Below are 18,585 nucleotides of genomic sequence, written 5' to 3' on the forward strand. Positions count from 1 at the left end.
CGAAGGTTTTTGTCCTACCGCCCGCGCAACCACAATGCCACGCCCGCGCCCCCTTCCGGAGCGCGCGCTCCCCCCGGCCGCCTACCGGCACGTGCCGCACTGTTCTCCTCGTCTCCGGCCCGGCTCGCGCACCCTCGGTGGTCCGCTCGCCGCGCCCCGCTCACGACCCGTCGGGCTCATTACCCGGCAGCGCCTGCTCGAACCAGACGACCTTGCCGATCCCCTCGGCCCGGGCGCCCCAGCGCAGGGCCAGCCGGCGGACCAGCTCCAGGCCCCGGCCGCCCTCGTCGGCCTCGGCCGCGTGGCGCTCCCGGGGCGGGTCGGGCAGCGGGTCGGAGATCTCGACCAGCAGCGTCTCGCCGAGGGTCAGGCGCACCCCGATGGGGGCGCTGGCGTACCGGACGGCGTTCGTGACCAGCTCGCTGACCAGCAGCTCGGCGACGTCGGTGAGCTGCTCGACGCCCCACTCCGCGAGGGTGGAGCGCACCAGCCGGCGGGCCCGGGAGACGGCGGTGGGCTCGGCCGGCAGGGTCCAGCCCGCGGTCGGGGTGCCGGCCTGTCCGTGGCCGAGGCGGGCGAGCAGCAGCGCCACGTCGTCGGGCTCGCGGCCCTGTTCCATGGTGTCCAGCACCGCCTCGCAGGCGGCCTGGATGGAGGCGTGCGGGGCCTGGAGGACGGTGACCAGCCGGCCGAGGCCCACGTCGAGGTCCTTGTCCCGGGACTCGACGAGGCCGTCGGTGCAGAGGGCGAGCAGGCTGCCCTCGGGGATCTTCAGCTCGACGGACTCGAACGGGACGCCGCCGACGCCGAGCGGGGCGCCGGAGGGCAGGTCGAGGATCCGTCCGGTGCCGCCGGGCAGCGGGCCGCCGGTCCGGGTCGGTTCCTCGCCCTCCTCGCCCGGCACCACCAGGACGGGCGGGATGTGTCCGGCCTTGGCGACGGTGAGCCTGGCCGTCCCCGGGTCGAACACGGCGTAGACGCAGGTGGCGAGCAGGGCCTCGTCCGGCCCCTGGGCCAGGTCGTCGGCCAGCTCGTGGACGTGCCGCAGCAGGACGTCCGGCGGCAGGTCGAGGGCGGCCAGCACCCGGACGGCGGTGCGCAGCCGGCCCATGGTGGCCGCGGCCCGCAGGCCGTGGCCCATCACGTCGCCGACCACCAGGGCGGTGCGGTCGCCGGGCAGCGGGATGACGTCGAACCAGTCGCCGCCGACCTCGGTGCCGCTGCTGCCGGGGACGTACCGGTAGGCGACCTCGACGCCGGTGGGCTGCGGGACCTGCTGCGGGAGCAGGGTGCGCTGGAGGGTGAGCGCGGCGGTGCGCTCGCGGGCGTAGAGGCGGGCGTTGTCGAGCGAGCTGCCGGCCCGGTCGGCCAGCTCGACGGTGAAGGCCAGGTCGTCCCGGTCGAAGCCCTCGCGGTAGCCGGCCCGGCTGACCAGCAGCAGGCCGATCACGATGCCGCGGGCGCGCAGCGGCACGACCAGCATCGAGTGCACGCCCAGGTCGTGCGCGGCCTGCATCTTCGGATCGCCCGGGTAGGTGACGTCGTCGAGCTGGTCGGCTCCGGAGAGCAGCTCGGGGACGCCGGTGCGCAGCACCCGCCCGCAGGCGGAGTCCTCGGCGAAGGTGATCCGGGCGCCGCGGCGGAGCATGACCTCGACCTCGGGGCCGTCCTGGACGGAGGCGGTGCCGAGCTGGAGCAGCGAGGTGCGCCGGTCGTGGCCGTGTCGGGGCAGGTCGTCACCGTGCGCGACGGCCTGCAGCAGGATCACCGCGGAGTGGTCGGTGAGGCGGGGGACGACGGAGCTGGCGAGTTCCTGGGCGATCCGGGAGGCGTCGAGCAGGTCGCCGACCCGGGAGCCGAACTCGTTGAGAAGCGAGAGCCGGCGCCGGGCGTGCTCGACCTTGGCGACGGCCCGGTAGCGCTCGGTCACGTCCATCACGGTGCCGGAGATGCCGAGCACCCGGCCGGCGCGGTCGGTCATCCGGCTGTAGGAGATCGAGCGGTAGCCCGAGCGGGCGGTGACCGGGGAGGCGAGGGTGACGTCGATGACGGGCTCGCCGGTGGCCAGCACTTGGCGCTGGATGGCGGTGATCTCGTCGGCGGCCCGTTCGGGGAGGGTCTCGCCGGTGGTCCGGCCGACGTGGTCGTCGGTGGCGACGCCGTTCATCTCGGCGAGGGTCTGGTTGACGGCGGTGTAGCGCAGGTCGGTGTCCAGGATGGCGATGCCCAGCGGGGACTGCTCGAACAGGGCGTCGCGGACGGCGAGGTCCCGCTCGACGGCCCGGACGGCGGCCGCCTCGGCCAGGCTGACCTGCAGGAACGGGGTGCCGTCGCCGTCCACCAGGAGGGAGATCCGGGCCTCGACGGCGACGGGTGCGCCGTCCCGGTCGCGCAGTTCGGCGTTGCCCGCCCAGCGGCCGTTGCGCAGGGTGTCCTGGACCGCGGAACGGATCCGGGAGACCTGCTCCTGGTCGGGGATCAGCTCCTCGATCCGGCGGCCGACCAGCAGCTCGTTCGGCCAGCCGAGGAGTTCCTCGGCCGCCGGGCTCCAGAGGACCACCCGCCCGGCGGTGTCCAGGATCGCGATGGCGACCTTCAGCATGTCCAGCAGGCTGCCCTCGGTCGGTGCGCCGGGGCCGCGCGGGGCGTCCGAGGGGCCGCCGGGGAAGGGCCGGCCGGGGCGGCTGCGCAGGCCGGGCCGGACGCCCGGGTCGGGCACGGCCAGGGCCGGGCCCGGCTGCTCGGGGCCCGGGACGTCGGGGCCCTCGCCGGTCTCCCGCCGGCGGCGGCCGACCGGGGGCTGCGGGGTGCCCCGGCGCAGCCGGGCGCGGGCGGCGGCGCTCCCTGCGGCGCCCGGCCGCCGTGCTCCCGCGCCGCCGTTCCCGGTACTCGACACCGACGGGGCCTCCGGCTCTGGTCGGGATCGGCGTCGCCGGCTGGGGCGGCTCACCGATGGTGACGAATGGTCCCGAAACGTGACATACCCAGCAGGACCCAGGCTATCCCGGACGGCGGGTCGTCTTGTCCGATTGACCTACCCCGTGCCCAGCGCGTCGCACCCCGACACGCGGGCGGGCGCACCGGTCGGTCCGTCGGGTCAGCCGGCCAGCAACCGGGCGACGTGCGGCAGGACGTCCCGGTCGTGGTCGATCCAGTCGACGCCCTCCAGCTCGGCGGGCCCGAGCCAGCGCAGCTCGTCGTGGTCCTCCAGCGGACGCGGGTCACCGGCGAGCAGCTCGGCCGCCCAGAACCGCAGCTCCAGGCCCGGCCGGACGGTCCAGGCGCCCGGCAACCGCCGCAGCGCCCGGGCCCGGACGCCCAGCTCCTCCAGGAGCTCCCGCTCCAGCGCCTGCGCCTCGGTCTCGCCCGGCTCGGCCTTCCCGCCCGGGAACTCCCAGCGCCCGGCCACCGACGCGGGCGCGCTGCGCCGGGCGGCGAGCACCCGCCCGCGGTGGATGAGCGCGCCGCCGACGACGATCCTGGTTCCGGTGGGGGTTCCGCTGGCCTGGTCCATGGCCCCGACCCTACGGCGTGGGCGCGCCCGCCCCCGGCCGGCCCGGGCCCCGGTCGCCCCCGGGCGCACCCGCGGCCTCGTCCTCGACCCAGTACAGCTGCTTGTGGCCGCGGGCCTCGAACTCGGCCGCCAGCCGTTCCGCCTCGGCCCGTTCCAGCCCCCCGGCGACGAGGTAACGGTTGCCGTTGTCGTCCTGGCGCATCACCCGAAAGGCGTCCATGGCGGGAGCGTATCCCCGGCCGGCGTGGGGGTCGGGCCGGGGATCCGCCGCCGCGAGGCTACGCACGGCGCGCTACCGGCGGGTACGGGCGGTGTTAACGGCGGGTAACCGAATCCGCCGCGGGCGGGCGGCGGCTCAGACCTGGAGGTCGGGCACCTGCTCGCCGGTGGACAGGCCGAGCCCGCGCCGGATCTCCACGCTGAGCGGCACCGTCTTGGTCACCAGCGCCCTGGCCCGGCGGACGTCGCCCTCCAGGTCGGCGCCGGCGGCCGCGGCGTCCCAGGAGCCGGCGGCCGCCCGCTGGGCGGCGGCCAGCCGGTCGACCGTCGGCTTGACCTCGGCCGGCCACCCGGTCGAGTCCTTGCCCAACGCCGTAGCCTCGGCGTGCGAGGCCAGGGCCATCAGCCGGGCCCAGTCCCGGTACTCGGACGGCGCGTCGGCGACGGACTTCTTCGGCTGCTTCCCGTAGACGTCGTTGAAGCCGCGGACGGCGTCCAGGTAGGCCAGCTGGGCGGGGGTCAGCTTGCTCCGGTCGGTGCGGACCGTCCCCAGGTGGTCCCCTCCGCGGTCCTCGAAGGCGCAGGTCACGTAGCGCTCGCCGGACTTCCAGTTGCCCTGGGTCGGGTAGAGGTAGACGTCGTCCATGCCGTCCGGGACGGCCCACTGGTCGAGCGCGTAGTCGTCGAGCACCTTGCGGCACAGCTCGGCGGCCACCTCGCGGACCCGGCTCTCGCCCGGGTAGGACGGCCCGTGGGGGGAGGGGATCATGGCCGTCCCGGCCACCTCGCCGTGGTGCAGGGCGGAGCACGGCACCCGGCGCACCCAGAACAGCGTCTCGTCGCCGCCCGAGGGATCCCTCCGGCTGCCGTTCTCGGGGGTGTTGTAGCAGTCCCCGGACTTGAGCGCGGCCCAGGCGACCGAGCCGGCCGGGGCCTTCGGGGGCCGGCCCGACCGGTCGTCCGGGCCGTCGACGGACAGCCCGACGACGGCCAGGGACATCAGCGCCGTCCCGACCCCGCCGAGCACCAGGCCGGTCAGCGCCATCCCGAAGCCGCGCTCGCCGCGGCGGTTGATCTGGACCAGCCCGATGATGCCGAACAGCAGGGCCAGCGGCGCCACCAGGACCAGGCCGGTGACCAGGGAGGCGGCCGCGAAGCCGTTGGTGGCGGGGGCGGCCTGGGGGTAGGCGAAGCCGGGCTGGAAGCCGGACTGCGCGGCCGGGGGCACCGCGGCCCAGCCGCCACGGGTGGGCGGCGCGGGCGCGGGCTGGGGGGCCGGCCACGGCGCGGCGGGCGCGGGGGGCCCGGCGGGCGCGGCCCACGGGTCGGCGGACGCGTCGGCGGACGCGGACGGCTCCGGGGCGGACGGCTCCGGGGCAGCGGTGGGCACGGGCGGGGCGGGCTGGGCGGGTGCCGCGTCGGCCGGCTTGCGCAGGTCCACCACGGCGGGCTCCGGCCCCGACACGGGCGGCTCGGACTCAGGCTTGGACACGTGGACTCCCCCGGCCCGCCGGTACGGGCATCAGCTCGACAGTGCGACTCGTCGGCCCGCCCCCGGCAGCGGGCCGGAGCGGCCCGAAGGAGTCCGGGTCGAGCGGACGCGCGACTTTATCCGATCTTTCCGAACGTCCGCGCGAACGTTTTCCCCGGTCCGTCGCGCACCGGGCGGCCGACGGCCGCCACGCGCCGGCCGCGAGAGCACCCGCCCGGCCGGCCGCGCCGCCGGCCACGCAGTCAGCCGCGTCGTCAGCCGCGCGCCAGGATCTCGCCGTGCAGCATCGAGAACCAGCCGTCGTCCTCGGCGGTCCACTCCCGCCAGCCGGCCGCGATCGACTCCAGCTCGGCCCGGTCCGCCAGCCCCCGTTCCACCGCCGCCCGGCCGATCGCGGTGCCCGTCACCCGGTCCGCCCACATCCCGCCCCACCAGGCCCGCTGCCCGGGCGTCGCGTACGTCCAGGTGCTCGCGCCCGCCGCGACCTCGGCGAAGCCCGCCGCCCGGGCCCAGGACAGCAGCCGCCGCCCGGCGTCCGGCTCGCCGCCGTTGGCCCGGGCGATCCGCTCGTACAGCTCCAGCCAGCGGTCCAGCGCCGGCGCCTCGGGGAACCAGGTCATCGAGGCGTAGTCGACGTCCCGGGCCGCGACCACGCCGCCCGGCGCCGACACCCGGCGCATCTCCCGCAGCGCGGTGACCGGGTCGGCCACGTGCTGCAGCACCTGGTGGGCGTGCACGACGTCGAACCCGCCGTCCCGGAAGGGCAGCCGGTGCACGTCGGCGACCTCGAAGACGACGTTGGCCAGGCCGCGTTCGGCCACGTACCCGGCGGCCTGCGCCAGCACCTCGGCGGAGGTGTCGACGGCCACCACCCGCCCGGTCGGGCCGACCAGTTCGGCCAGGTCGGCGGTGATCGTGCCGGGGCCGCAACCGATGTCCAACAGGACCTGCCCCGGGCGCAGTTCGGGCAGCAGGTAGGCGGCGGAGTCGGCCGCCGTCCGGGAGCGGTGCGAGCGCAGCACGGCCTCCTGGTGGCCGTGGGTGTAGACGACGGGCTGCTGTCCGGTCATGGGGTCCCCCCTGGGACGTGGTCGGTTCCGCGACACTCCGAACGCTAGCCGGTCATCCACATTCCGAGAAGATTCGTCTCATTCATCGAACACTCGACCGCCCCGGCCCCCACGCCGGCCGTACCGTGGAGGCCCACCCGACAGAACGGTCACCCGCCATGCCCGGCCAGCGCCCCTTCGTCCTGCTGAGCGCCGCCGTGTCGCTCGACGGACACCTCGACGACGCCTCCCCCGAACGCCTGCTGCTCTCCAACCGGGCCGACTTCGACCGGGTCGACGCGGAGCGCGCGGCCGCCGACGCCGTCCTGGTCGGCGGCAACACGCTGCGCACCGACAACCCGCGCCTGCTGGTCAACGACCCCGACCGCCGGGCCGCCCGGCTCGCGGCCGGCCGCCCCGCGTACCCGTTGAAGGTCACGCTCAGCGCGAGCGGCGCCCTCGACGCCGGCCTGCGCTTCTGGCACACCGGGGGCGCCAAGCTCGCCTACACCACCGACGCCGGCGCGGCGGTGCTGCGCCCCCGCCTGGACGGCCTGGCCGACGTGGTGGCGCTCGGCGGGTCGGTGGACCTCGGCACGGTGCTGGACGACCTGGGCGCGCGGGGGGTTCGCCGGCTGATGGTCGAGGGCGGCGGCGGGGTGCACACCCAGTTCCTCGCGCAGGGGCTTGCCGACGAACTGCAGCTGGCCGTCGCCCCGCTGCTGGTCGGCCAGGCCGGGGCGCCGCGGTTCGTCCGCCCGGCCGCCTTCCCCGGCGGCCCGGCCCGGCGGATGCGCCTGCTGGAGGCGCGTACGGTGGGCGACGTCGTCCTGCTCAGGTACGCCCCGAAGGAGTCCGCCGCGTGACCACCGACCTCGACCACCTGCGCCGGGCCGTCGAACTCTCCCGCAGCTGCCCGCCGTCCGAGACCGCCTTCTCGGTCGGCGCGGTGATCGTCGACGCCGACGGCGAGGTGCTGGCGGAGGGCTACAGCCGGGAGGTCGACGCGCACGCCCACGCCGAGGAGGCGGCCCTCGGCAAGCTCCCGGCCGACGACCCGCGGCTGCGCGGCGCGACCGTGTACAGCTCGCTGGAACCGTGCGGCCGACGGGCCTCGCGGCCGGTGCCGTGCGCCCGGCTGCTCATCGCGGCGGGCGTGCCGCGGGTGGTGGTGGCGTGGCGCGAGCCGGACCTCTTCGTCACCGACTGCCAGGGAGCCGTACTGCTGGAGGCGGCGGGGGTCGAGGTGGTGGAGCTGCCGGAGCTCGCCGAGGAGGCCCGGGCGGTCAACGCCCACTTGCTCGGATGATCTTTTGTATCATCAAGGAACAAACGACTCAGCCCTGCGTCGTCCGTCCGCCGCGCCCGCGAGGAGCCTCCCCATGCCCGCCGCCCCGATCCAGCTGACCGCCCACGCCCTCCTCCTCGACATGGACGGCACCCTGGTCAACTCCGACGCCGTCGTGGAGCGGTGCTGGGGCCGCTGGGCCGAACGGCAGGGCCTCGACCCCGCCGCCGTCCTGGCCGTCGCCCACGGCCGCCAGGGCCACGCGACCATGGCCGCCCTCCTCCCCGACCGCCCCGTCGAGGTCAACCTCGCCGAGAACCGTCGGATGCTCGCCGAGGAGCGCGCCGACACCGACGGCGTCGTCCCCGTGCCCGGGGCGCCCGCCTTCCTGACCGCCCTCGCCGACCTGCCGCACGCCCTGGTCACCTCCGCCGACGAGCCACTCGCCACCGTCCGGATGGCCGCCGCCGGCCTGCCGCTGCCGCCCGTCCTGATCACCGCCGAGTCCGTCGGCGCCAGCAAGCCCGACCCGGAAGGCTTCCTCAAGGGCGCCGCCGCCCTCGGCCACGACCCCGCCGACTGCCTCGCCTTCGAGGACTCCGGCGCCGGCATCGAGGCCGCCCGCGCGGCCGGCGTGCGCGTCGTCGGCATCGGCCCGCGCGCCCTCGCCCACCGCCCCGACGCCCACGCCGACACCCTCCGGGACGTCACCGTCACCGCCGGCCCGGACGGCACCCTGACCGTCACCGTCCGCCGCTGACCGGTGCGTCCGGCGCGGTCACCCGCGCTGGATGCCCGCCGCGTCGAGCAGCAGGCCCTTGCGGCCGCTGCGCAGCTGGGCGACCAGGGCGGTGCCTCGCTGCTCGACGGCCAGGTACCAGATTCCCGGCAGCAGGACTCCGACCGGCTCCCGGGCCGTCGCCCCGAACAGCGGACGCACCTCCGGAACCGCGAACCAGAACGGCTGGAAGTCCGGGCTCGGACCGGTCGCCGAAGCGGCATCGATCAGCTTGGACAGCCGGCGCACGTCCCCGGCGCGGCCCTTGGTCCCCCGCCGGGCGCCGTGCGTCGTACGGAGCAGCCCCCGGGCGGTGGCCGACGCCTGGACGAGCAGGCCCTGGCCCCGATGCTGCAGGGCCAGGTAGCACCGCCCCGCCTCCAGCACCCCCACCCTGCGGTCCGAACCGTCCTCCGCCATCAACGGGTGGTGTTCCAGCGGCAGCACGAACCAGAACGGCACGAAGTCGACCTCCCCGGCCTCCGCGTGGTCAGTGCCGTCCCGCTGGATCCCGCTCAGGTCGAGCAACAGTCCCTGCGTTCCGTCCGGGAGCTGGACGACCAGGGCGGCCCCCCGCTCCTCGACACCGAGGTACCAGGTGCCCGGCCGGACCTCGCCCACCGGATTCCACGACCCGTCCAGCGCGAGCAGCGGACGGGTCGCGGGCACCGCCAGCCAGTACGGCGCGAACTCCGGCTCCCCGTCCTCCGGTTCCGCGCCCTCCGGCTCCGCGGCCTCCGGCGGGTCGGCGTTGCCGTTCTGGATCCCGTCGACGTCGAGCAGGAACCCCGTCGTGCCGTCCGCCAGCTGCACCCGCAGGGCGCCGCCCTGCCCGTCGACGGCCAGGTACCACGTCCCCGGCTCCACCACACCGACGGGCTCCAGCGAGCCCTCCCCGAAGAGCTCGCGCGCCACCGGCACCGCGAGCCAGAACAGCGCGAAGTCCGGATCCGGCTTGGCCGCCAGCACCGCCACCAGCCGGGCCGCCTGACGCAGCTTCTCCCGGGCGTCCGCCTCCGCCGTCCGGCGCCGCTCCTCGCCCGCGCGCCGTTCGCCGTGCCCCGGCGCGCCGCTCGGCGCCGGCCGCACCGCGGCGGCCCGGTTGCGGGCGATCGCGATCCGGCTGCCGTCGTCCCGGCTGCGCTTCTGCGGTATCGGCCGGGACTTCTCCGAGAGCCGCTGCGCCAGCTGCCGGAAGAGGGTCTCCATGTCGAGCAGGTCCGGCCCGCCGGGCAGCCCCGCCTCCAGCAGCCCGATGAGCTCCCCGCTGAAGGCCGTGTAACGCTCCCCGGGAGGCGCGAGGGCGGCCCTGGTCGCCGAGGTCGCGGTGAGCACCACGCTGCCGTTGATCACGGCCTGGTCGGCGATGTGCTCACCCGCGCTCATCGCGCCGGCCAGCGCCCGCCCGCTGTAGCAGCAGTCCAGCATCACCACCGTGCGCCGGGCCCGGGCCTGCGGGTCGAGCACCGCGCGCCGCAGGGACTCGTACCGCAGCGCGGTGTACTCGGAGTCGCGGACGGTGTCCGGCAGGGTCAGGTGCAGCTCGTCCGTGTAGTCGTCCGTCAGACCGTGGCCGGCGTAGTAGACCAGCAGGGTGTCGGTGGCCTCGCGCGCCTTCTCCCGGACGGTGTCCAGCACCTGCCGCGCGCTGCCCGGCTGGGAGATCACCGTGCACGCCCCGGCGGGCAGCCCCCACACCGCCGGGTCGGTGAGCACCCTGTGCAACGCCTCCAGGTTCGCCGCCACGGCCGGCAGCCCGTCCAGGTGGAGGTAGTCGTGGACCCCGATGAGCACGGCCGCCGACCGGCCCGGGTCCGCCAGTGCGGCCACGGCTACTCGGCGTCTCCGGTCGCCGGGACCGGCGCCGCAGCGCCCGGCCGTGCCGGCTGGGCCGGGAGCCCGGGCGGAGCGGGCCGCTCCAGCTGCTCCAGCTGCTCCAGCTGCTCCAGGATCCGGCGGACCTCCTCGGCGGAGCCGCCCTCGACCACCACGGTGGCGCCGCCGCACTCGATCCGCACCCGCGGCCTCCCCCGGCGCGCGTCCCGCCAGGTCGCCACGGCGGTGACCAGGCCGGCCAGCGCGATGCCGTTGGCCAGCACCACGTTGACGACCTCCAGCACCTCCCCCATCCGGCCCTCCGCCGGATCGGCCGCCCCGGCCCGCACCTCACTGCCCCGCAGTTCGGGCTCCGCCAGCAGCCACCGGCGCAGCGAGCCCGCGGCCTCGGCCTGCTCGCCCTCCCGCCCGTCCCCCGCCGGCTCGACCGCGAGCGCGACCTCCACGCCCAACACCTCTCCCCCACAGCCCGGTTGTCCGCTTCAGCGTAGAGGAACCCCCGCCCGCCGGACCGCCCTTCACCGGATCCCGAACGACCGAAGGCCCCACCCCCGACCGGTCGTCCACGTGGGACACCGGCCCACCGTCCACAAGACCTGCTCACCACCGCGGCCCCGCACCGGAACATCCGGCACCCGTCCGGCACGGGCAACGCCGAAGGGGCCGGACTCCACGGAGTCCGGCCCCTTCCCCCGTGCTGCCTGCGGCGTCAGCGACGTGCCGCCGCGCCGGCCGCTCAGACGTTGAAGCGGAACTCCACCACGTCGCCGTCCTGCATGACGTACTCCTTGCCCTCGATGCGGGCCTTGCCCTTGGAGCGGGCCTCGGCGACGGAGCCGGTCTCGACGAGGTCGGCGAAGGAGATGACCTCGGCCTTGATGAAGCCCTTCTGGAAGTCGGTGTGGATGACACCGGCCGCCTCGGGGGCCGTGGCGCCCTTCTTGATGGTCCACGCGCGGGTCTCCTTGGGACCGGCGGTGAGGTAGGTCTGCAGGCCGAGGGTGTCGAAGCCGACCCGGGCGAGGGTGGCCAGGCCGGGCTCCTCCTGGCCCATCGACTGGAGGAGCTCCAGCGCCTCGGCGTCGTCCAGCTCGATCAGCTCGGACTCGATCTTGGCGTTCAGGAAGATGGCCTCGGCCGGGGCGACCAGCGCGCGCTGGGCGTTCTTGAAGTCCTCGTCGGCCAGCTCCTCCTCGTCCACGTTGAAGACGTAGAGGAAGGGCTTGGCGGTCAGCAGGTGCAGCTCGCGGATCGGGGCGGTGTCGAAGCCGGCCTCGAAGAGGGTCTTGCCGGTCTCCAGGACGGCCTGCGCGGCCTCGGCGGCGGCCAGCACCGGGGCGGTGTCCTTCTTGAGGCGCGCCTCCTTCTGGAGCCGCGGCAGGACCTTCTCGATCGTCTGGAGGTCGGCCAGGATCAGCTCGGTGTGGATGGTCTCGATGTCGTCCTTGGGCGACACCTTGCCGTCCACGTGCACCACGTCCGGGTCGGTGAAGGCGCGCACGACCTGGCAGATCGCGTCGGACTCGCGGATGTTGGCGAGGAACTTGTTGCCCAGGCCCTCGCCCTCGCTGGCGCCGCGCACGATGCCGGCGATGTCGACGAAGTCGACGGTCGCCGGGAGGACGCGCTGGGAGCCGAAGATCTCGGCGAGCTTGGCCAGGCGCGCGTCCGGGACGCCGACGACGCCGACGTTCGGCTCGATGGTGGCGAACGGGTAGTTGGCCGCCAGCACGTCGTTCTTGGTCAGGGCGTTGAACAGGGTCGACTTGCCGACGTTCGGCAGGCCGACGATTCCGATCGTGAGCGACATGAAGCGCAGTCCCGTGGGCTTGGAGGAGTTGGGTCGGCACCGTACGGGCCGACCCCCAAGTCTACGGGCAGCTCCTCACCGCCCGGTCGCCGCCGGGAGGGGCTCGGGTCCGGTGGTCACGGTGCGCCGGCGGGGCCGGACGGGTCGGGGCCCTGATCGACGGTCACATCAGTACCCGGTCCGGGGACACGGGACAAGACCTGAACGGTCCATTACACAGTGTGGCGATGATCGGACCGTACGTTGGGCGGGTGGAGCAGAGCATCCGTACCCAGCCGCCAGGGCCCAGACGCCGACCGCCGAACGGCGCGGCCGGGGCCGCCGTCCCCGGTCCAGGCCGGGCTCCCGAGACCTCCGGACCCCCCGGCGCCCCCGCCTCCCGGCTGCGCCCCGTGGCCGACGCGCCCGCCACGGGCCGCCCGGCCGCGCCCGGGCCGCGGTTGCGCCTGCCCCTGCGCGGGCGCTCCGCGCCCCGGCTGTACGGCCGCCGCAGGACCGGACGGCCGACCCGGCTGACGGCCGTCGGCACCGGCGTGGTCGCGGTGCTGGCCACGCTCGCGGTGGCCGGCCTGGACCGGCTGCTGTTCGACGGGCTCGGCTGGCTGTTCGGCCTGGGCTACCTGGTGGTCTGCTTCCAGCTGGCCGTCCGGGTGCGCTACGCCGACCTGCTGGCCGCGCCGATCAGCGGGCCGATCGCGTTCGCCCTGGCGCTGCTGGCGTTCGGGCCGGTCGGCTCCTCCGGGGTCACCGCCCAGGTGGTGGCACTGGCGACCGGGCTGGCGCTGCGGGCCGGCTGGCTGTTCTCCGGCACCGGGCTGGCCGCGCTGATCGTGCTCGCCCGGTTCGTGGCCCAGCGCCGGATCCACCGCTCCCGCTGAGCCCGGCCCGCGGCTGCCGCGGGCCGGGCTCAGCCCGCCGCCCGGGCCGCTGCCATGGCGGCGCCGACGATGCCGGCGTCGTTGCGCAGCTCGGCGGGCACCACCCGGGCCTCCCGGTGGCGCAGCAGCGGCAGGAACTTCTCGTGCTTGCGGCTCACCCCGCCGCCGATCACGATCAGCTGCGGCGAGAACAGCATCTCGACCAGGTCCAGGTACTCGTCGACGCGCCCGGCCCACTGCTCCCAGCTCAGTCCGTGCCGCTCCTTGGCGGCCGAGGAGGCCCGGCGCTCGGCGTCCTTGCCGCGCAGTTCCAGGTGGCCCAGCTCGGTGTTGGGCACCAGCGCGCCGTCCACGAAGAGCGCGCTGCCGATGCCGGTGCCGAAGGTGAGGACCAGCACCACGCCCGACTGGTCGTGGCCGGCGCCGTGGGCCGTCTCGGCGATACCGGCCGCGTCGGCGTCGTTGAGCACCGTCGCCGGCAGGTCCAGCGCCTCGCGGAAGAGGCCCTCGGCGTCCAGGCCGATCCAGCCCTTGTCCACGTTGGCGGCGGTCCTGGTCCGGCCGCCGACCACCACGCCGGGGAAGGTCAGCCCGACCGGGCCCTGGTGGTCGAAGTGGCGGACCACCTCGCGGACGGCGGCGACCACGGCCTCGGGTGCGGACGGCTGCGGGGTGAGCACCTTGTGCCGCTCCTGGGCCAGTGCGCCGCGGCCGAGGTCGACCGGGGCGCCCTTGATGCCCGAACCGCCGATGTCCACGCCGAATACCGCCGTCATCACGACCACCCTCCACCCGTGGCGGCGGACCCGCTTGTCCACAGCCTGTGCACAAAGTTACGAGAGCGGGTTCGGCCGCGCACAGCGAAGGGACGGGTCCGGGACGCGACGGAGCCCGGCCCCCCTCGGGGTGCCGGGCTCCGTGCGGAGGCGGACTACAGCTTGCCGGCGGCCTCGGACCGCAGGTCGCGGCGCAGCTCCTTGGGCAGCGAGAAGGTGAGGTGCTCCTCGGCGGTCTTGACCGTCTCGACGGTGTCGTAACCGCGCGCGGCCAGCCACTCCAGGACGCCCTCGACGAGGATCTCCGGCACCGAGGCGCCGCTGGTCAGACCGACCGTGGTGACGCCCTCCAGCCAGGCCTCCTGGATCTCCTCGGCGAAGTCCACCAGGTGGGCGGCGCGGGCGCCGTACTCCAGGCCGACCTCGACGAGGCGGACGGAGTTGGAGGAGTTCCTGGAGCCGACCACGATCAGCAGGTCGGTGTCGGGCGCCATCTGCTTCACCGCGACCTGGCGGTTCTGGGTGGCGTAGCAGATGTCGTCGCTGGGCGGGCTGACCAGCGCCGGGAAGCGCTTCTTCAGCTCGCCGACGGTGGCCATGGTCTCGTCCACGGACAGCGTGGTCTGGGACAGCCAGACGACCTTGGACTCGTCCCGGACCCGGACGTTGGCGACGTCCTCGGCACCGTCCACCAGGTGGATGCGGTCCGGCGCCTCGCCCATCGTCCCGACGACCTCCTCGTGGCCCTCGTGGCCGACCAGCAGGATGTCGAAGCCCTCGTCGGCGAAGCGCACGGCCTCCTTGTGCACCTTGGTGACCAGCGGGCAGGTGGCGTCGATGGTGGCGAGCTTGCCGGCCTTCGCCTCGTCGTGGACGGACGGGGCGACGCCGTGCGCGGAGAAGACGACGATCGAGCCCTCGGGCACCTCCTCCGTCTCGTCGACGAAGACGGCGCCCTTCTTCTCCAGGGTCTGCACCACGTACTTGTTGTGGACGATCTGCTTGCGGACGTAGATGGGCGCCCCGTACTGCTCCAGGGCCTTCTCAACGGCGATCACGGCGCGGTCGACACCCGCGCAGTAGCCCCGGGGGGCGGCGAGCAGGACACGGCGCTGCGCGGTGTTGGACATGGGTCCATCGTACGGGCGGCGGCGAGCCGCGCCGACGTGAGGCGCCTTCCGGACGGACCCGGTCGTCGGTGCTCAAATGTGGTGTCTATGAGCTCCACGAGCGATCAGGCGCCGCCGGGCGCCCTGCGGCGCAGCCTCGGCGTCCGCGACCTGGTGGTCTACGGCCTGCTGTTCATCGCCCCGATGGCACCGGTCGGCGTGTTCGGCGTGCTCGACGCCAGGAGCCACGGGGCCGTCGCCGCGGTCTACCTGGTGGCGACGGTGGCGATGGGCCTGACCGCCTTCTCGTACGCCCAGATGGTGCGCGCGGTGCCGCAGACCGGCTCGGTGTTCGCCTACGCGCGGGCCGGGCTGGGCGAGGGGCCGGGGTTCATCGCCGGCTGGATGGCGATGCTCGACTACCTGCTGATCCCGGCGGTCGCCTACCTGTTCTCCGGCATCGCCCTGCACTCGCTGGTGCCCGGGGTCTCCCGGTGGGTCTGGACGGCGCTCGCGGTGCTGGTGACCACCGCGCTCAACCTGGTCGGGGTGCGGACGGCGGCGGTGGTCGGCTTCGCGGTACTCGCGATGGAGCTCGCGGTGCTGGCCGTGTTCCTCGCCGCGGCCGTGGTGGCGCTGGTCCAGGACGGCCCCCGGCGGGGCTGGGACACCCCGTTCACGGCCGTCGGCGGCTTCTCGCTCGCCGCCGTGCTCTCCGCGGTGTCCGTCGCGGTGCTGTCCTACCTGGGCTTCGACGCGATCGCGACCTTCGTCGAGGAGGCGGTCGGCGCCTCGGCGGCCGTCGCCAGGGCGGTGCTCTGGTGCCTGGTCCTGGCCGGGGTGCTGTTCGCCGCGCAGACCTACCTGGCGGCGCTCCTGGAGCCGACGACCCCGCAGCAGCTGGCCGCCGACCCGGCTGCCCAGGGCTCGGCCTTCTACGACACGGTGGAGAGCGGCGTCGGGCACTGGCTGCACGTCCTGGTGGCGGCCGGCAAGGCCGTCGGCGCGGCCTTCGCGGCCCTGGCCGGGCAGGCGGCCGCCGGGCGGCTGGTCTACGCGATGGCCCGGGACGGCCGACTGCCGCGCGCCCTCGGCCCGGTCGACCCCGCCAGCGGCGTCCCGCGCCGGGCGCTGCTGACGGCCGCGGTGATCACCATGGCCGCGGCGGTCTGGGCGGCGAACCGGGACGACGGGCTGGACCAGCTGACGTCGGTGGTCAACGTGGGCGCGCTGACCGCCTTCGCGCTGCTGCACGCCTCGGTGATCGGCTGGTACACGGTGCGGCACGGCTCGCGCGACCGGCTGCGGCACCTGGTCGCCCCCGGGCTGGGGATCGCGGTGATCTGCGCGGTGGTCTACGAGGCCTCGGCGACCGCGCAGCTCGCCGCCCTGATCTGGCTGGCGGCCGGGCTGGTGGTGCTGGGCGTGCAGGGCTCCACCGGGTCGGGCGGGCCGGTCGGCGGCCACCGCTGAGCCCGCCCCGCCCGGCCGCCCCGGCACCGGCTGTCGGGCCCCGGGCCTGTCCGACGGGACCGCTAGCCTCGTACGCATGGCCAACACCAGCTCCCCCGAAGCCCCGCTCCCGGTCGGCAAGGTCTCCGCGCTGATCGGCGGCTGGATCGACCGGCTCGGGGCGGTGTGGGTGGAGGGGCAGATCACCCAGCTGAGCCGCCGGCCCGGGGCGGGCGTGGTGTTCCTGACCCTGCGCGACCCGCAGGCGGACGTCTCGCTCACCGTGACCTGCTTCCGTTCGGTGTTCGACCAGGTCGCGGAGGTCGTGCAGGAGGGCGCGCGGGTCGTCGTGCACGCCAAGCCGGAGTGGTACGCGGCGCGCGGGCAGCTGTCCCTGCGGGCCTCGGAGATCCGGCCGGTGGGGCTGGGCGAGCTGCTGGCCCGGCTGGAGCAGCTGAAGCGCCGGCTCGCCGGGGAGGGCCTGTTCGAGGCCGGGCGCAAGCGGCCGCTGCCGTTCCTCCCGCAGTGCGTCGGCCTGGTGACCGGGCGCGGCTCTGCGGCCGAGCGGGACGTGCTGGAGAACGCCCGGCGGCGCTGGCCTGCGGTCCGTTTCGAGGTGCGCAACGTCCCGGTGCAGGGGGTCAGCGCGGTGGAGCGGGTGAGCGCGGCCGTCCGGGAGCTGGACGAGCACCCCGACGTGGACGTGATCATCGTGGCGCGCGGCGGCGGCAGCGTCGAGGACCTGCTGCCGTTCTCGGACGAGGGGCTGGTGCGGCTGGTCGCGGCGGCCCGGACGCCGGTGGTCAGCGCGATCGGGCACGAGCCGGACCAGCCGCTGCTGGACTTCGTCGCCGACCTGCGGGCCTCGACCCCGACCGATGCCGCCAAACGGGTGGTTCCGGACGTCGGCGAGGAGCTGGCCAAGGTCCGCCAGCTGCGCGACCGGGCCCGCCGGCACGTCCTCGGCCGGGTCGACCGCGAGCAGCACGGGCTGGACGGCCTGCGCAGTCGCCCGGCGCTGGCCGCCCCGCAGCGGATGCTGGACGGGCGCGGCCAGGAGGTCGAGGCACTGCTGGAGCGGGCCCGGCGCACCCTGCGCCACCGGCTGGACCACGCGCAGAGCGACCTCGGGCACACCCTCGCCCGGGTGGTGGCGCTCTCCCCGGCGGCCACCCTGGAGCGCGGCTACGCGGTGCTGCAGCGGGCGGACGGCACGGTGGTGACCGACCCGGGGCAGGTCGCGGCCGGGGAGGGGCTGCACGCCCGGGTGGCGGCCGGCTCCTTCGGCGTCCGCGTGGAGGCGCCCGCCGAGGGGGACTGAGCCGGTCGGCCCGGCCCGGGGCCTCCGGTTCGTCCGGTCGCGGCCGTTCTGTCGGCGCCAGCCCCTACGCTGGCACGCATGGCAGATCAGCAGGAGCAGCAGGCCGCGGCGGCGCCGACCCCGGACGACGCGCTGGGCTACGAGCACGCCCGGGACGCACTGCTGGACGTCGTCCGGCAGCTGGAGAACGGCGGGACGTCGCTGGAGGAGTCGCTGGCCCTGTGGGAGCGCGGCGAGCAGCTGGCGAAGGTCTGCCAGCGCTGGCTGGACGGCGCCCGCGCCAGGCTGGACGCCGCGCTGGCCGCCGAGGAGGGCGGGCCCGCGGCCGGGGAGTGACGCGGCTCACACCACCCCGGGGAATCGTTGAACGTTCACCCATGTTGGGATGATGTGACCGGCTCCGGCCGGACACTCCGACGAACCCCTCCCGCATGAGGTGCAGACAAGCATGACCACCGAAGCCCTGGTACTCGACGCCGCCGCTCAGGACCTGCTGTTCCGCGAGGCCCGCACCGCGAACACCTTCACCGACGAGCCGGTCTCCGAGGAGCAGGTCCAGGCCATCTACGACCTGGTCAAGTTCGGCCCGACCGCCTTCAACCAGCAGCCGCTGCGGGTGGTCCTGGTCCGCTCGACCGAGGGCCGCGAGCGCCTCGTCCAGCACCTCGCGGACGGCAACAAGGCCAAGACCGCCGCGGCCCCGCTGGTCGCCATCCTGGCCGTGGACAACGAGTTCCACGAGGAGCTGCCGACCCAGCTCCCGCACTTCCCGCAGGCCAAGGACGTGTTCTTCTCGGAGCGCAGCGTCCGCGAGCAGTCCGCCACCCTGAACGGCGCCCTGCAGGCCGCCTACTTCATCATCGGCGTGCGCGCCGCCGGCCTGGCCGCGGGCCCGATGACCGGCTTCGACGCCGAGGGCATCAACAAGGAGTTCTTCGGCGACGGCGAGCACTCGGTGCTGGCCGTGGTCAACATCGGCAAGCCGGGCGACGACGCCTGGTTCGCCCGTTCGCCGCGCCTCGCGTACGACCAGGTCGTCACCACGGTCTGATCCGCCGCACGC

At 75.3% G+C, this 18,585-nt stretch carries 16 protein-coding genes and 1 pseudogene; 7 read left to right on the forward strand and 10 right to left on the reverse strand.

Annotation, left to right across the window (positions count from 1 at the left end; genetic code table 11):
• Positions 1-160 precede the first annotated feature (160 nt).
• From ACIRS1_RS28160 to ACIRS1_RS28180, 5 genes are all read right to left on the reverse strand, one after another.
• Complete coding sequence (locus tag ACIRS1_RS28160; RefSeq protein ID WP_402844761.1) at positions 161-2,896, reverse strand: SpoIIE family protein phosphatase; 2,736 nt, start codon at positions 2,894-2,896, stop codon at positions 161-163.
• Between the two features lie 201 nt (positions 2,897-3,097).
• Positions 3,098-3,514, reverse strand: coding sequence for an NUDIX domain-containing protein (locus ACIRS1_RS28165; protein ID WP_387904450.1), 417 nt, complete (start codon positions 3,512-3,514; stop codon positions 3,098-3,100).
• Between the two features lie 10 nt (positions 3,515-3,524).
• Positions 3,525-3,734 (reverse strand): SPOR domain-containing protein, encoded by a 210-nt coding sequence (locus ACIRS1_RS28170; RefSeq protein WP_360210834.1) that lies wholly within the window; start codon positions 3,732-3,734, stop codon positions 3,525-3,527.
• A 135-nt stretch (positions 3,735-3,869) separates the two neighbouring features.
• Entirely contained in the window at positions 3,870-5,225 is a 1,356-nt protein-coding gene (locus ACIRS1_RS28175; RefSeq protein WP_402844764.1) for a DUF4190 domain-containing protein, read from the reverse strand.
• 254 nt (positions 5,226-5,479) lie between these two features.
• The gene (locus tag ACIRS1_RS28180; protein ID WP_402844765.1) at positions 5,480-6,295 is read right to left on the reverse strand and encodes a methyltransferase domain-containing protein; all 816 of its coding nucleotides are present in this window, start codon (positions 6,293-6,295) and stop codon (positions 5,480-5,482) included.
• Between the two features lie 158 nt (positions 6,296-6,453).
• Between ACIRS1_RS28180 and ACIRS1_RS28185 the strand changes: the two are divergent.
• A pseudogene (locus ACIRS1_RS28185) lies at positions 6,454-7,583 on the forward strand (dihydrofolate reductase family protein).
• Positions 7,584-7,656: 73 nt separating this feature from the next.
• Positions 7,657-8,322: an HAD-IA family hydrolase gene (locus ACIRS1_RS28190; protein WP_402844767.1), complete on the forward strand. Its 666-nt coding sequence runs from the start codon at positions 7,657-7,659 to the stop codon at positions 8,320-8,322.
• 18 nt (positions 8,323-8,340) lie between these two features.
• Here ACIRS1_RS28190 and ACIRS1_RS28195 read toward each other — a convergent pair whose 3' ends face one another.
• The 3 genes from ACIRS1_RS28195 to ychF form a co-directional block, all read right to left on the reverse strand.
• Positions 8,341-10,170 carry a caspase family protein gene (locus tag ACIRS1_RS28195; protein WP_402844769.1) on the reverse strand — a complete coding sequence of 610 codons (1,830 nt, stop codon included), beginning with the start codon at positions 10,168-10,170 and terminating at the stop codon, positions 8,341-8,343.
• 2 nt (positions 10,171-10,172) lie between these two features.
• Positions 10,173-10,622 (reverse strand): hypothetical protein, encoded by a 450-nt coding sequence (locus ACIRS1_RS28200; RefSeq protein WP_402844771.1) that lies wholly within the window; start codon positions 10,620-10,622, stop codon positions 10,173-10,175.
• A gap of 290 nt (positions 10,623-10,912) precedes the next feature.
• Positions 10,913-11,986 carry a redox-regulated ATPase YchF gene (ychF, locus tag ACIRS1_RS28205; RefSeq protein WP_360210850.1) on the reverse strand — a complete coding sequence of 358 codons (1,074 nt, stop codon included), beginning with the start codon at positions 11,984-11,986 and terminating at the stop codon, positions 10,913-10,915.
• A gap of 392 nt (positions 11,987-12,378) precedes the next feature.
• Here ychF and ACIRS1_RS28210 point away from each other — a divergent pair, with 392 nt between their 5' ends.
• Positions 12,379-12,864 carry a DUF6542 domain-containing protein gene (locus tag ACIRS1_RS28210; RefSeq protein ID WP_402844773.1) on the forward strand — a complete coding sequence of 162 codons (486 nt, stop codon included), beginning with the start codon at positions 12,379-12,381 and terminating at the stop codon, positions 12,862-12,864.
• 29 nt (positions 12,865-12,893) lie between these two features.
• Here the strand turns inward: ACIRS1_RS28210 and ppgK are convergent, their stop codons facing one another.
• Positions 12,894-13,640, reverse strand: coding sequence for a polyphosphate--glucose phosphotransferase (gene ppgK / locus ACIRS1_RS28215; RefSeq protein WP_402844775.1), 747 nt, complete (start codon positions 13,638-13,640; stop codon positions 12,894-12,896).
• A 155-nt stretch (positions 13,641-13,795) separates the two neighbouring features.
• Positions 13,796-14,770, reverse strand: coding sequence for a 4-hydroxy-3-methylbut-2-enyl diphosphate reductase (locus ACIRS1_RS28220; protein ID WP_360210856.1), 975 nt, complete (start codon positions 14,768-14,770; stop codon positions 13,796-13,798).
• An 87-nt stretch (positions 14,771-14,857) separates the two neighbouring features.
• On the opposite strand from ACIRS1_RS28220, the gene ACIRS1_RS28225 reads away from it, so the two are divergent.
• From ACIRS1_RS28225 to ACIRS1_RS28240, 4 genes are all read left to right on the forward strand, one after another.
• On the forward strand, positions 14,858-16,222 hold the full coding sequence (locus tag ACIRS1_RS28225; RefSeq protein ID WP_402844777.1) for an APC family permease: 1,365 nt from the start codon (positions 14,858-14,860) through the stop codon (positions 16,220-16,222).
• A gap of 76 nt (positions 16,223-16,298) precedes the next feature.
• Positions 16,299-17,522 carry an exodeoxyribonuclease VII large subunit gene (xseA, locus tag ACIRS1_RS28230; RefSeq protein WP_402844778.1) on the forward strand — a complete coding sequence of 408 codons (1,224 nt, stop codon included), beginning with the start codon at positions 16,299-16,301 and terminating at the stop codon, positions 17,520-17,522.
• Positions 17,523-17,600: 78 nt separating this feature from the next.
• Positions 17,601-17,858, forward strand: coding sequence for an exodeoxyribonuclease VII small subunit (locus ACIRS1_RS28235; RefSeq protein WP_360210862.1), 258 nt, complete (start codon positions 17,601-17,603; stop codon positions 17,856-17,858).
• 112 nt (positions 17,859-17,970) lie between these two features.
• A complete protein-coding gene (locus ACIRS1_RS28240; protein ID WP_402844780.1) occupies positions 17,971-18,573 on the forward strand; it encodes a malonic semialdehyde reductase in 603 nt (200 codons plus the stop codon).
• Positions 18,574-18,585: the final 12 nt, after the last annotated feature.

This window comes from Kitasatospora sp. NPDC101176 (genome assembly GCF_044768035.1).
Taxonomy (GTDB): domain Bacteria; phylum Actinomycetota; class Actinomycetes; order Streptomycetales; family Streptomycetaceae; genus Kitasatospora.